Genomic DNA, 13,875 nt, shown 5'->3' with positions numbered 1-13,875 from the left:
AAAAAAACGCCTTGTAATAGAGGCGTTTTTTTAGTATCTCAACTTCATCAACAAACTCTTAATTTCCTCATCTTCCATAAAGAGATCATGGTGTTTCTGGGTAATCTTTGCAAGTGCAACGTCATGGTAGAAAAATTCTGTAAAGAACTTTACGAAAGGTTGTGACATTGTTTTCATCGCTTGCCATGACTCTTGCTCTACACCAGCAAATAAAATTTCACGGTCGTCAACGATGAGCAGTAAGTATCGCTCTAGCGCGTTAGGCTCTTCCGCTGGGATTAGAAAATGCATGTTTTCTAAGTCTGTTTTTACTTTTCCAACTATAAGGGCTTCGGTTTTGACGCCTTGTTTTGCTTTTTCTTCTAATAACGGAAGATATTCTAAAAGGGTATCGTTCCAAGCTGAAATGCGAATTGATTCTTTTGCACTTTCGATGAGCTCTTTACTTTGAACGCGAATAGAAGATTGCATTTTTAAGCTCCATACACGATCATCTGTAAATGATTTTTTCGATATAGTTGTCTCTAATTCTTTAATATTGGATTGAAATTCTGTCGTTAATTTTTCAATTGCTAGCTTGAGTGGTAATGCTGTATACATCTTTTTCTTCTCCGAAACAGAATCCATTACCATTCCTTTATCGATTAGACGTGCAAGCACTTCATATATTTTTGCTTTTGGCACGCCAGAATGCTTCACAATCGTTGTAGCATCTAATGGTTCGTTGCTTGATACGACAACTTCGTAAGCTTGGCTTTCATATTGTGAGAAACCGAATTTTTGTAACATAGTTCCCTCCGAACGAATGAGATTATAGTTTAAGGATAATGAACTATTTGTTTTTGCACAAGTGGTAGTCAGTTTTCTAATTGTATTAAGGTGAGAATTAATTTCAATTTTTTAATTTTATCTATTATACTTAATATAATGATTAATATGATTACAATACAACAAGAAGGGTAATTAACTGTTACGATTTATTTAACCAATTATAACGAAAGTTAATTAAATATATCAGTAAGCCCTGCTAGTCAAGTGATTGGCTAGTAGTGAGGGTTAACTGCGGGCAATCCCTAAAGCTGATTGAACTACAACGTGGCTAGAAATAGCGAGCGTGAATGTCGCGAAAGCAGAAAAAATCAATCAGATGGTGCAAGGTTAAATCCTAAACACTAGAACAATGGGTCTTCCGCCTCGAATCATCTAAGTCAAAATGGATAAGGTGAACGTTCAACGACTATCTCGTATAACTGACGAGAGTACATCACAAGCCTATGGTGGTGGAAAAATCCTCTATCTTTAAGTAGATAAACATATAGTCTGCGCTCATGTGAAAACATGAGAAGTTCATAAGAGAACTGGCTAAGGAATTGCGCCCTTAGTTGAACAAGATACATTTAATTAAATCTATCAAACTTCATTGAAAGTATCGAACATACGTGCTATGTTAGGTTTAATGAGGTGAGAATAATAATGAAATTTTCACGAGTTAGTCAAGTATCAGAATTAACAGGTTTGCATCCGAGTAGTCTAAGGAGAATGCTGGTGGAACACGCTACGATTCAGAAGAACAAATCTTTCATTAAAGGAGTTACATTCTGATGATATTAGCGAAGAAAGTCAGACTGATTCCAACGCCTGAACAAGAGAAAGTGCTTAGAAATCATGCTGGTGCTGCAAGATTTGCTTATAACTATTGTAAAAGAATGAGTGATAGATACTATAAGCTATTTGGAAAATCTGTTTCACAGTTAGCTTTACAGAAACGATTTACAAAGATCAAGAAGCGAAAGAGATATGAGTGGTTAAAAGACATTAATGCACAAGTTCCCAAACAGGCTTCAAAAGATTTTGATACGGCGAGAAAACATTCGTTCAAAAAGTACAAAAATGGTTCTCACACTTCTTATAAATCCAAAAAAGATGTAATCCAAGGATTTTATGCCAATTATGAAAGACTGATTATAGGAAAGAAAGTCGTTCATATTCAGTCTATTGGAGAAGTGAAAACAAGCCAACAACTACCAAGAAACAAAAAACCATCCAATCCAAGAGTTACCTTTGATGGTCGTCACTGGTGGATTAGTGTAGGATTCCAAGAAGACTTTGAATCACAAGAACTAACGAATGAGTCGATTGGTGTGGATGTTGGGTTAAAAGAGTTGTTTGTAGCTTCTAATGGTATGAAAGAACGAAATATAAACAAAGATGCCAAGGTTAAAAAGCTTTTGAAAAGGAAAAAGTCAGCACAAAGAGATATGTCTAGGAGATTTAAAAAAGGTGTGAAAATTCAATCTGCTGGATATGAAAAAGCGAAAGCGGAGCACCTGCGGTTATCTAGGAAAATTATGAATATCCGAAATAACCATATCCATCAAGCAACAGCTAAATTGGTGAAAACCAAACCAATGAGGATTGTTGTGGAAGACTTATCTATTTCGAACCTGTTAAAAAACAAAAAACTATCGAAGGCACTTTCCTTTCAAAAATTAAACTTCTTCTTTCAATGTTTATCATACAAGTGCGAGAAGTACGGCATTGCGTATGAAAAAGCTGATAAATGGTTCGCCTCAAGCAAGATTTGTTCATGTTGCGGCATAAAATACGACCATTCAGTTCAACCAGAAGGACAATGGAGTTTAAAAATACGTGAGTGGTGTTGTGTTTCATGCAATAGCCATCACGATAGGGATGTAAATGCTGCGATAAATTTATCAAGATGGGTAAAATAAATGCTTGATAATAGGAGGTAACGATACTGCCTCGTGTGGAGTGTTATACCCCTCGTCCCTTCGGGGTTGCGAGAACACGATGAAGCACTAACTCGTGTAAATTTGATTGAATTGTATAGATTTAGTTAAGTTTATCGTATCGGGATGCTTGGGGGAAGATGTTAAGAAGTTTACGTTTAAAAATTGCGGTAGTATTTTCGGTACTTATTTCTATGATGTTCGTAATATTAGGTACAGCTATGTATGAATTACAGAAAGAGAAGGAAGTGCGCTCCTTAGACCAGTATTCTCAAAATACGATGGATCTTGTGACAGAGCAACTGACGACATTTGTTCAAAGAACGGATGAAGATATGGGGTATTATGCGAACAGTGAGATGATTCGTAATATGCTTCAAGACGGAGTTACTCCAGAAGAGGAAGCATTTTTGACGAAAGAGTTTTCGGAGTATAAAAAGAATCATCCAGGCATTTTAGACTTATATATTGGTACGAAAGATAAAAAAACATTAAGTGCCAATCTTGCTGAAGGTGGAAAAGTGCCAGAGGGGTATGATCCAACGACAAGACCTTGGTATAAAGACTCAGAAGCTGATGTGAAAACGGTTCACTGGGGACAACCTATGTATGAAATTGCAACAGGTAAGTTAAGCGTGGGAGTTTCTAAAGCAATTACAGCTCACGATGGATCTGTATTAGGTGTTGTGGCGATGGATGTATCGCTCGGAACAATTCAGAAATTACTTCATAATATTCAATACAATAACGGCGGAGAAATGTTTATTATAAATGATAAAAATATGGCTCTTGTTTACCCGGAAAAGATAGGGAAAGATGTTTCGAAAGAGCCACTTGTGCAGAGTTTAAATAAAGATGTAACAAAATATGCTGTCACTACATTAAAAGGTGAAGAGGTAGTTGCATATAGTCAGTCATTTGATTTGATGAAATGGAAGATAGGAATTTTTTATCCGAAAGAAACAATTGATGGGCTATTACATAGTACGAGAAATACAGTCATTATAATGGCATGTATTAGCTTATTCGTTGGAATCGTAGCTTCATACTTGTTTTCACGAAGATTAGCAAGACCACTGCAATTATTAACGAATCACGTTCAAAAAGTAGCAGAAGGTGATTTAACGTTGCAAATGAAAGTGACAAGTAAGGATGAAGTTGGAGAACTGACGAACCATTTTAATCATATGGTTGAACAAATGAATGAAATGGTAAGCAAAATTAAAAATAGTGTATCAACCGTGCAACAATCAACGAATAATCTACATTATTTAACGAATGAAACTGTAGCAGCTAGTAAAGAAGTGTCAGGTGCAATGGATGACGTGAGCGGAGGAGCTTCTACGCTCGCTAATAGTGTAGACGAAGTTTCAGAGCAGCTCGAGAATATGGCGCAGTCAGTGGAACAAATGAATAACTCTGTTGGTGAAATAAAAGGAGTAGCTGGTAAAGCAGAAGAGGCATCTAAGCAAGGATTAAATACGATGCGAAATTTAGTTCGTACGAGAGAACAATCCTCTTCAATTGTCGTTCATACAGAGGAAGCATCTGGAAAGTTAGAGCAAAGAGTTGGATCGATTCAAAATGTTGTAGAGCTTATAAAAGGTATTTCGGATCAAACGAATTTACTTGCTTTAAATGCTTCAATCGAGGCGGCACGTGCGGGTGAACAAGGTAAGGGCTTTGCTGTTGTTGCTGAAGAGGTTCGAAAATTAGCAGAACAATCAAAAGAAGCAACAGTAGAAATTGCGACGATGATTGGTGATGTGCAAGTAGAGGTAAGACGAGTTGTAGAAGTTGTAAGTAAATTAAAAGATATTGCGGATATACAAAATAATGTTACGACAGAAGCAGAGGCGGAGTTCCGCACAATTATGTCAGTTGTTAATACCATCAGTACTTCAGTGGAACAAATTGTAGAAGAGGTACATAACATTGGTCATGAACAAGGAGAAATTACAGCGGTCATGCATACAATTGCTGGTACGAGTCAAGAAAGCGCAGCTGTTTCGGAAGAAGTAAATGCTGCAACTGAATCACAAGTGAATCATCTAGAAAAGGTAGCTCATACGATGGAAAGCTTGACGGAGCATATGAGAGACTTGGAAAGATTGGTTGAGCAATTTAAAATAGAGGAATAACAAATTAGTAAAATGATGCGTATTTCGGTAAAATAGATAATGGATATATAAGAAGCAATTATAGGAGGAAGACTACTATGGCAATTGTTGACGTATCGATTATTCCAGTAGGAACAGGTAATCCAAGTGTTAGTGAATATGTAGCAGAAGTACAAAAGGTGCTAGAGAAAAATGCAGATCGCGTGAAGTATCAATTAACACCAATGAATACAATTATTGAAGGAGATCTTCCTGTCATTCTAGAAGTTATTCAACAAATGCATGAAGTTCCATATACGAAAGGTGCACAGCGCGTTGCAACAACAATTCGTATCGATGATCGTCGTGATAAAGTAAGCACAATGGAGAAGAAATTAAACTCTGTTCGATCAAAATTATAAAGAAAAGCAGCGATTTTCGCTGCTTTTTTCATATAGGAGGTAATAAGATGAGCGAAAAGTTTAACGAACAGTTTGACGGGTTGTTAGAGAAATACACGGAACTATTACTTGGAGAGAGCAATGAAGAGAGAAAAGAACAGGTACAGAAGTGGGCACTGTATTCTTACATAGCGAAGACGATGCCAGCTTTAGTGAAGCACTGGAATGAGACGTATCCCGATGCGAAAGAAGAGATGGTGCAGTTAATTACACATATTAAAAGGCTGAATGAAGAGAAGAGAAATGAACAATAAAAAAAACTTGGGATAAATATAATCTCAAGTTTTCTGTATTAATATCCTCATATAATTTACATGGAATATAAAGGATTTTATAAGCATGTCGAATATTTTCGGCATGCTTATTTTGTGCCTATTAAACTCTATTTTTCTAAATGTCGAAAAATATTTCAGGCATATTTATAAGCGAGAATATAGGTTTTTAAATGTTTTTATAGTATTTTATAAATTATCTAAATAATTATTTGTATCCAATAATTTTAAACAATGATATAATTTCGAAGAGGGGTAAAAAACAGATAAATTAAGTCATAGGGGTGAATTACATGGAACAATTAATGCGAAATTCGTTTCTTTTCTTATCTAAAAATAAAGCGCTAACAAAACTGGCTAAAAAGTACGGTTTACGCTTTGGTGCAGGTCGCTTTGTCGCAGGGGAGACAATTGAATTAGCGACAGCAGCTATTAAACAATTAAACAAGCAAGGACTTTGTGTAACAATCGATTATTTAGGGGAGTTCGTTGATAATGAAGCGGAAGCAAATGAAATGGCTAACCAATCGATTGAAGCAATCCGTGCTATTGGAAGAGAAGGTTTGGATTCGCAACTTTCTTTAAAGATGACTTCTATGGGATTAGATATCTCTGATGAAATTGTAATGAACAATATGCGCCGCATTTTAGAAGCTGCAAAAGAAAATGGTGTATTCGTTACAATTGATATGGAAGATTATACACGTTGCGGAAAGACAATCGATATCTTTAAACAATTAAAATCTGAGTACGATAATATCGGTACTGTTATTCAAGCTTACCTATATCGTACAGAAAAAGATATTGAGGATTTAAATGCTTATAATCCTAATTTACGTCTTGTAAAAGGGGCTTATAAAGAACCTGAAGAAGTGGCATTCCCAGACAAGAAAGATGTAGATGAAAATTATAAAAAGATTATTAAAATGCACTTATTAAATGGAAATTATACTGCAATTGCTTCACATGACGAAGCGATTATTGAATATACGAAAAAACTTGCCGAAGAACACAATATTCCAAGGGATCAATTTGAATTCCAGATGTTATATGGTATTCGCAATGAGCGTCAACTTGAGCTAGTAAAAGAAGGTTACAAAATGCGTGTTTACGTACCTTATGGAAACGACTGGTATGGCTACTTCATGCGTCGTCTAGCAGAGCGTCCAGCAAACGTTGCGTTCGTATTAAAAGGTATGGTTAAAAAATAACCAAGGAGAAAATACTCCTTGGTTATTTTAATTGCTGAAATGCGTAATGTGCCATTTTCTTCGTATCAGGATACAGTTGCTTGCGAGTAGAAGATAATACAACATTAATGACGCGTTTACCGTCTTTCTCATCCACTGTTACGACAGTATATTTTCCGAGTGCTGATAGACCGCTTTTACTTCCAATTGCATATGGATCGTCATATAGTTCTTCTCGTCCATAGTTTGCAATCTTTGGAGAGCGTTCTGAAGTATGTAGAGTTGTACGCGTTGAATTCATATATTCTAAAACAACTGGGTACTTTAATGCTTCTTTCGTAATTATAGCAATGTCATATGGTGATACTTTGTTTCCTAGTGCATCAGCACCACTTGCGTTTTTGAAAGTCGCATGCTTTGTACCAAGTTCCTTCGCTCTAGCATTCATCATTTTTACAAATTCATTTTTTGATCCTGCGATATGTTCTGCGATGGATTCAGCTATTGGATCTGCACTAATGATAAGCATCAGTTTTAATGCCTCATCACGTTTTAACTTTTCCCCAGCACGAAGTTTAATTTTCTTACTTTGACTTTCTGTTTTAATTGCGTTCTCTGTAACTGTAATTTCCTCATCCTCTTTTACATTCTCTAGTAAAAGAAGCGTTGTCATCATTTTGGCTATACTAGCCGGATAAGAGCGTTCGTCTTCTCGTTTGCCATACAAAATTTCACCTGTGTCTGCATCGATTGTAATCCCGTATTGCCCAGTGATGCTAGGTTGATCGGCTCTTACAGCTTGTTGTCTTTGTGCGTAAGAGAAGAAAATCATCCCTGTAAATAGTGTGGCAATCATTACAATCATAACTATTGTTCGTTTCATTATAATTCCCTCATTTGTTACAAATAAATTGGGCAGAAAAAGCAGCCATTACCCATTATGCCACGTTCTCTGCCCAAAAATATAGCGTTATTTTTCGCCCATATTATGCTTCTTATATTGTTGGTTATTACCTTGACGTCCTTTTTCCACGCCTCGATCAGTTGGTCCAGCGTTTCCTGTCACACTTGCTGCGCTAATTCCAGCCTTTGAAGGGTTCTTCTTAAGTTTTGCCATATATATTCCTCCAGTTTCGTCAGATTATAAAAAGGGAAAGTGTATTTTAGTGAAGAAAATACATATATAGCATGGGCAAATAAAAGAAAAATATTTATTTCAGAAAATTTTATCAATAAATATATTGCGAAAATTTAAACAGTATCATATATTTATTAGTAGAGGCTCACTCATTGATTGCGACTTATGTCGAAAAATTGAATGAGCATTCATTCAAGAATAGGGGGAGAATTGGATGTTCCAAATTAAAAAGGCTGCTGTTCTAGGTTCAGGCGTAATGGGTTCAGGAATTGCGGCACACTTAGCTAATATTGGTATTCCGACATTATTGCTTGATATTGTACCACCTGCGCTTACGCAAGAAGAAGAAGCGAAGGGACTTACATTAGAACATAAAAGTGTGAGAAATCGTTTTAGTAATACGGCACTACAAAAACTATTAAAGCAAAAACCAGCTCCTCTGACAGTGAAAGGAAATTTAGCACTGATTGAAGCAGGTAACTTAGAAGATGACCTTGAGCGTCTAGCTGATGTAGATTGGATTATTGAAGTAGTAGTTGAAAACTTAGATATTAAAAAGAAACTATTTGAAAAAGTAGATGCTGTTCGTAAACCGGGTTCTATCGTAAGCTCGAATACGTCAGGCATTTCAGTTGAAAAAATGGCAGAAGGTCGTTCAGACGACTTCCAGAAACACTTCTTAGGCACACACTTTTTTAACCCACCACGATATTTAAAACTTCTAGAGGTAATACCGACGAAAGAAACTGATCCACAAGTATTAAGCTTCATGAAACTATTTGGCGAAGACGTTCTTGGAAAAGGCGTTGTTATCGCGAAAGACACACCAAACTTTATTGGAAACCGCATCGGTACGTACGGTTTATTAGTAACTCTTCAAGAGATGGTAAAACGCGGCTATAGCATTGGGGAAGTTGATTCTGTAACAGGCCCACTTATTGGTCGTCCGAAGAGCGCAACGTTCCGTACATTAGATGTTGTCGGTTTAGATACATTTGTACACGTTGCAAATAACGTATATGAAAACGTACAAGAAGAAGAGCGCGATGTATTTAAAGTACCAGCTTTCATGCATGACATGCTTGATAAAAAATGGCTTGGAAGCAAAACAGGTCAAGGCTTCTTCTTAAAACAAGGAAAAGAAATTCTAGAATTAAATCCAGAAACAATGGAGTACGAAGCTCGCAAAAAATTAAAAGCTGCATCGATCGAGTTAAGTAAACAAGAAAAAGGTTTATCGAATAAATTGAAAGCGCTTGTATACGCGAAAGACCGCGCAGGAGAGTTGTTATGGAACATCATTACACCAACTCTTTTATACTCTGCAAAACTTCATAAAGAAATTGCTGACGATATCGTTGCAATTGACCAAGCGATGAAGTGGGGCTTCGGCTGGGAGCAAGGACCGTTTGAAGTTTGGGATGCAATCGGCGTTGAAAAGTCCGTTCAAAAGATGGAAGAAAACGGCGTAGTTGTTCCGGCTTGGGTGAAAGAAATGTTAGAGAAAGGTTTCACTACTTTCTACAAACATGATAACGGAGATAGCTACTATTACGATAATGGCGAATATAAGCTAATCGAACGTAATAAAAAAGCAATTTCTCTTAAGCAATTAAAAGCGAAAAATGGCGTATTAAAGAAAAATAGCGGAGCGAGCTTAATTGATTTAGGCGACGGCATCCTTTGCTTAGAATTCCATTCGAAGAGCAATGCAATCGGTATGGATATTACGCAAATGATTAACTACGCTGTTGATGAAGTAGAAAAGAATTATAAAGGTCTTGTTATCGGTAACCAATCGAAGAACTTCTGCGTTGGTGCGAACTTAGCAATGATCTTAATGGAAGCACAAGACGACAACTACTTTGAAATTGAGTTAGTTGTGAAAAACTTCCAAGATGCAATGATGAAAATTAAATACTCTTCTAAGCCAGTTGTAGCAGCGCCATATGGTATGACGCTTGGCGGAGGTACAGAAGTTTGCTTACCAGCAGCGAGCATTCAAGCTTCTAGTGAAACGTATATGGGCTTAGTAGAAGTTGGTGTTGGCTTAATCCCTGGCGGAGGCGGTAATAAAGAGCTATACATTAAACACTTAAATAAAATGGCAAATGGCGTAGAGTTCGATCTACAAAAAGTTGCAAATAAAGTGTTCGAAACAGTCGCAATGGCGAAAGTTTCAACTTCAGGACAAGAAGCGGTTTCTCATAACTTCTTAGGTGATAAAGACGGTATTAGTGTGAATGGTGATCACTTACTATACGATGCGAAACAGAAAGCACTTGCTTTATATGAAGCTGGTTATAAAGCACCGATTCGTAAAAAGATACCGGTTGTTGGTGAAACAGGATATGCAACTCTTGCACTTGGTGCAGAAGCAATGCATTTATCTGGTTACATTTCAGAGTACGACCTTCATATTGCGAAGAAACTTGCATATGTCATCGCAGGCGGAAAAGTGCCGTACGGAACAGAAGTTGATGAGCAGTATTTATTAGATGTAGAACGTGAAGCATTTATTAGCTTAGTAAGTGAGATGAAATCACAAGCAAGAATGCAGCACATGCTTGTAAAAGGAAAGCCATTACGTAACTAATAACGAGGGGAGATATCGTTCATGAGAGAAGCTGTCATTGTTGCGGGAGCAAGAACACCAATTGGAAAAGCAAAGAGGGGTTCATTAAAAACAGTTCGTCCTGACGATTTAGGGGCGTTAGTAGTAAAGGAAACGTTAAAGCGTGCGAATTATGAAGGGCCAATCGATGATTTAATTTTCGGTTGTGCGATGCCAGAAGCAGAGCAAGGTTTAAATATGGCTCGTAATATCGGCGGATTAGCAGGACTTTCTTACGATGTTCCAGCTATTACAATTAACCGTTACTGTTCTTCAGGTTTACAAAGTATCGCTTACGGAGCAGAGCGCATTATGCTTGGTCACTCGGAAGCGGTATTATCAGGCGGAGCGGAATCAATGAGTTTAGTTCCCATGATGGGGCACGTTGTTCGTCCGAATAGTCGCCTTGTAGAAGCAGCTCCAGAATATTATATGGGTATGGGACATACAGCAGAGCAAGTTGCTGTGAAATATGGAATTTCTCGTGAAGAGCAAGATGCATTTGCAGTAAGAAGTCATCAACGCGCTGCGAAAGCATTAGCTGCAGGGAACTTTGCTGATGAAACAGTACCTGTAGATGTAACGTTACGTACTGTTGGAGCAAATAACAAACTGCAAGAAGAAACAATCACTTTCACGCAAGACGAAGGTGTAAGAGCTGAAACGACGCTAGATATTTTAGGTAAATTACGTCCAGCATTTAACGTTCGCGGTTCTGTAACAGCTGGTAATTCTTCACAAATGAGTGACGGTGCAGCATCTGTACTATTGATGGATCGTGAAAAAGCAGTGAGCGATGGCATGAAGCCACTTGCGAAATTCCGTTCATTTGCAGTAGCGGGTGTACCACCAGAAGTAATGGGAATCGGCCCAATCGCAGCAATTCCAAAAGCGTTAAAACTAGCTGGCTTAGAGCTATCTGATATCGGCCTATTTGAACTAAATGAAGCATTCGCTTCACAATCGATCCAAGTTATTCGTGAACTTGGTTTAGATGAAGAAAAAGTAAACGTAAACGGCGGTGCAATCGCACTTGGACATCCACTTGGCTGTACAGGAGCAAAACTAACACTATCTCTTATTCACGAAATGAAACGCCGCAACGAACAATTCGGTATCGTAACAATGTGTATCGGCGGCGGAATGGGAGCAGCGGGAGTATTTGAATTACTATAAAAAAAGTGGAAGCGGCTCGTTCAGAATGTGAGGGGGATGGAGCTTCAGACGTAGAGGCGCTCTTTGCCTCGCAGGAAGAAGCGAAGCCACCGAACATTCTAGCCGCTGGAACTGGATTAGATAAAAAGTGCAGGTGGCTTGCTCAGAACAGGAGGGCGTTGGAAGCCCTGACGAAGAGGCGCTTTTTGCCTCACAGGAAGGGGTGAAACGACCGACTGTTCTAGCCACCGGAACTGGATTATAAAAAAAGTGGAAGCGGCTCGCTCAGAACGAGACGTCACCAATGCAAAGAATGGAAGCAACAAAGGTTTATAAAAAATAAACGGGAGAGCCAGCTTCTTTCAAAATGAGAGAAGCGGCTTATGAAAATATGAAGGAGGAAATTTTCATGGAAAAAACAGTAGGAAGTGCGGTTAAAGGCGGTAGCTTTTTAGTAGATGAGATTACGATTGATCAAGTGTTTACGCCAGAAGATTTTTCATCTGAGCATAAAATGATTGCAAAAACGACAGAGGACTTTATCGTAAATGAAGTTCTTCCAGAGCTTGAATATTTAGAGCAACATGAGTTTGATCGTTCTGTTCGTCTTTTAAAAGAAGCTGGGGAACTTGGTTTATTAGGCGCTGACGTACCAGAAGAGTACGGCGGAATTGGTCTTGATAAAGTAAGCTCAGCGTTAATCGCAGAGAAATTCTCTCGCGCTGGTGGCTTTGCAATTACTCACGGTGCTCACGTAGGTATCGGATCTTTACCAATCGTATTATTCGGTAACGAAGAGCAAAAGAAAAAGTATTTACCATTACTTGCAACTGGTGAAAAATTAGCTGCATACGCATTAACAGAGCCAGGTTCAGGATCTGACGCATTAGGTGCAAAAACAACGGCACGTTTAAATGCAGAAGGTACACATTACGTATTAAATGGTGAAAAACAGTGGATTACAAACTCTGCATTCGCTGACGTATTTATCGTATACGCAAAAATTGATGGAGAGCACTTCTCAGCATTTATCGTAGAGAAAGACTACGCTGGTGTATCTACAAGCCCAGAAGAAAAGAAAATGGGTATTAAATGTTCTTCAACTCGTACGTTAATTTTAGAAGATGCGTTAGTACCGAAAGAAAACTTACTTGGTGAAATCGGTAAAGGTCATATTATCGCATTCAACATTTTAAATATTGGTCGTTATAAATTAGGTGTTGGTACAGTTGGGTCTGCGAAACGTGCAGTAGAAATTTCAGCACAATATGCAAACCAACGTCAACAGTTCAAGCAACCAATCGCTCGTTTCCCATTAATTCAAGAGAAACTTGCGAATATGGCAGCAAAAACATATGCAGCTGAAAGCTCTGTATATCGTACAGTAGGCTTATTCGAAAGCCGAATGAGCACATTATCTGAAGAAGAAGTAAAAGACGGTAAAGCAGTAGCAGCTTCTATCGCTGAATATGCAATCGAGTGCTCTTTAAACAAAGTATTCGGTTCTGAAGTACTAGACTATACAGTAGATGAAGGTGTTCAAATTCACGGTGGTTACGGATTTATGGCAGAGTACGAGATTGAAAGAATGTATCGCGATTCTCGTATTAACCGTATTTTCGAAGGAACGAATGAAATTAACCGCCTAATCGTACCAGGTACGTTCTTACGTAAAGCGATGAAAGGTGAATTACCACTTCTTCAAAAAGCACAAAAATTACAAGAAGAGTTAATGATGATGATGCCAGAAGAAGTAGGCGATGAGCCATTAGCACTTCAAAAATATTTAGTAAATAACGCGAAGAAAATCGGCTTAATGGTAGCTGGATTAGCTGCTCAAAAATACGGTAAAGCATTAGATAAAGAGCAAGAAATTCTTGTGAATATCGCTGACATCGTAAGCAACTTATACGCAATGGAATCAGCTGTTCTTCGTACAGAAAAAGCAATTAAAACAACTGGTCTTGAAAAGAATAAACAAAAAGTGTTATACACTGAAGTATTCTGCCAAGAAGCATTCAACGAAATTGAAGCACATGCGAAAGAAACACTTATCGCAGTTGAAAACGGCGACATGCTGCGCATGATGTTATCATCATTACGTAAATTAACTCGCCACACACCACTTAACGTAATTCCGAAGAAACGTGAAATCGCTGCGAAAATTTTAGAAGATGAGCGTTATACAGTTTAATA

The 13,875-nt window shown here is 37.9% G+C and carries 12 protein-coding genes; 9 read left to right on the top strand and 3 right to left on the bottom strand.

Going from position 1 to position 13,875, the window contains the following annotated elements:
* Positions 1–30: 30 nt before the first annotated feature.
* On the bottom strand, positions 31–789 hold the full coding sequence (locus ACTFR9_RS16505) for a TrmB family transcriptional regulator (protein ID WP_000939490.1): 759 nt from the start codon (positions 787–789) through the stop codon (positions 31–33).
* Between the two features lie 684 nt (positions 790–1,473).
* Between ACTFR9_RS16505 and ACTFR9_RS16500 the strand changes: the two genes are divergently transcribed.
* From ACTFR9_RS16500 to ACTFR9_RS16475, 6 genes are all read left to right on the top strand, one after another.
* Positions 1,474–1,602 (top strand): hypothetical protein, encoded by a 129-nt coding sequence (locus tag ACTFR9_RS16500; RefSeq protein ID WP_000672785.1) that lies wholly within the window; start codon positions 1,474–1,476, stop codon positions 1,600–1,602.
* Complete coding sequence (locus ACTFR9_RS16495; RefSeq protein ID WP_000599323.1) at positions 1,602–2,732, top strand: RNA-guided endonuclease InsQ/TnpB family protein; 1,131 nt, start codon at positions 1,602–1,604, stop codon at positions 2,730–2,732. Before ACTFR9_RS16500 ends, ACTFR9_RS16495 begins: the two co-directional genes overlap by 1 nt.
* A gap of 158 nt (positions 2,733–2,890) precedes the next feature.
* Positions 2,891–4,891, top strand: coding sequence for a methyl-accepting chemotaxis protein (locus ACTFR9_RS16490; RefSeq protein ID WP_048520110.1), 2,001 nt, complete (start codon positions 2,891–2,893; stop codon positions 4,889–4,891).
* 77 nt (positions 4,892–4,968) lie between these two features.
* Positions 4,969–5,271 (top strand): MTH1187 family thiamine-binding protein, encoded by a 303-nt coding sequence (locus tag ACTFR9_RS16485; RefSeq protein ID WP_001018860.1) that lies wholly within the window; start codon positions 4,969–4,971, stop codon positions 5,269–5,271.
* 47 nt (positions 5,272–5,318) lie between these two features.
* On the top strand, positions 5,319–5,564 hold the full coding sequence (locus ACTFR9_RS16480) for a YusU family protein (protein WP_001290596.1): 246 nt from the start codon (positions 5,319–5,321) through the stop codon (positions 5,562–5,564).
* A gap of 311 nt (positions 5,565–5,875) precedes the next feature.
* A complete protein-coding gene (locus tag ACTFR9_RS16475; RefSeq protein ID WP_000436775.1) occupies positions 5,876–6,793 on the top strand; it encodes a proline dehydrogenase family protein in 918 nt (305 codons plus the stop codon).
* Between the two features lie 22 nt (positions 6,794–6,815).
* Here the strand turns inward: ACTFR9_RS16475 and ACTFR9_RS16470 are convergent, their stop codons facing one another.
* Both ACTFR9_RS16470 and ACTFR9_RS16465 read right to left on the bottom strand, forming a co-directional pair.
* Entirely contained in the window at positions 6,816–7,655 is an 840-nt protein-coding gene (locus tag ACTFR9_RS16470) for a D-alanyl-D-alanine carboxypeptidase family protein (protein WP_000831472.1), read from the bottom strand.
* Between the two features lie 87 nt (positions 7,656–7,742).
* The gene (locus ACTFR9_RS16465) at positions 7,743–7,889 is read right to left on the bottom strand and encodes a YuzL family protein (protein WP_001096347.1); all 147 of its coding nucleotides are present in this window, start codon (positions 7,887–7,889) and stop codon (positions 7,743–7,745) included.
* A 235-nt stretch (positions 7,890–8,124) separates the two neighbouring features.
* Between ACTFR9_RS16465 and ACTFR9_RS16460 the strand changes: the two genes are divergently transcribed.
* The 3 genes from ACTFR9_RS16460 to ACTFR9_RS16450 all read left to right on the top strand — a co-directional run bounded on the left by ACTFR9_RS16460 (position 8,125) and on the right by ACTFR9_RS16450 (position 13,873).
* On the top strand, positions 8,125–10,506 hold the full coding sequence (locus ACTFR9_RS16460) for a 3-hydroxyacyl-CoA dehydrogenase/enoyl-CoA hydratase family protein (protein WP_101218708.1): 2,382 nt from the start codon (positions 8,125–8,127) through the stop codon (positions 10,504–10,506).
* Positions 10,507–10,527: 21 nt separating this feature from the next.
* The gene (locus ACTFR9_RS16455) at positions 10,528–11,700 is read left to right on the top strand and encodes an acetyl-CoA C-acetyltransferase (protein WP_001206325.1); all 1,173 of its coding nucleotides are present in this window, start codon (positions 10,528–10,530) and stop codon (positions 11,698–11,700) included.
* A 388-nt stretch (positions 11,701–12,088) separates the two neighbouring features.
* On the top strand, positions 12,089–13,873 hold the full coding sequence (locus tag ACTFR9_RS16450; protein ID WP_000416296.1) for an acyl-CoA dehydrogenase family protein: 1,785 nt from the start codon (positions 12,089–12,091) through the stop codon (positions 13,871–13,873).
* Positions 13,874–13,875 lie beyond the last annotated feature (2 nt).

Source organism: Bacillus cereus group sp. MYBK222-1 (assembly GCF_051916425.1).
Taxonomy (GTDB): Bacteria; Bacillota; Bacilli; order Bacillales; family Bacillaceae_G; genus Bacillus_A; species Bacillus_A paranthracis.
This window is presented reverse-complemented; position numbering and strand designations above follow the sequence as displayed.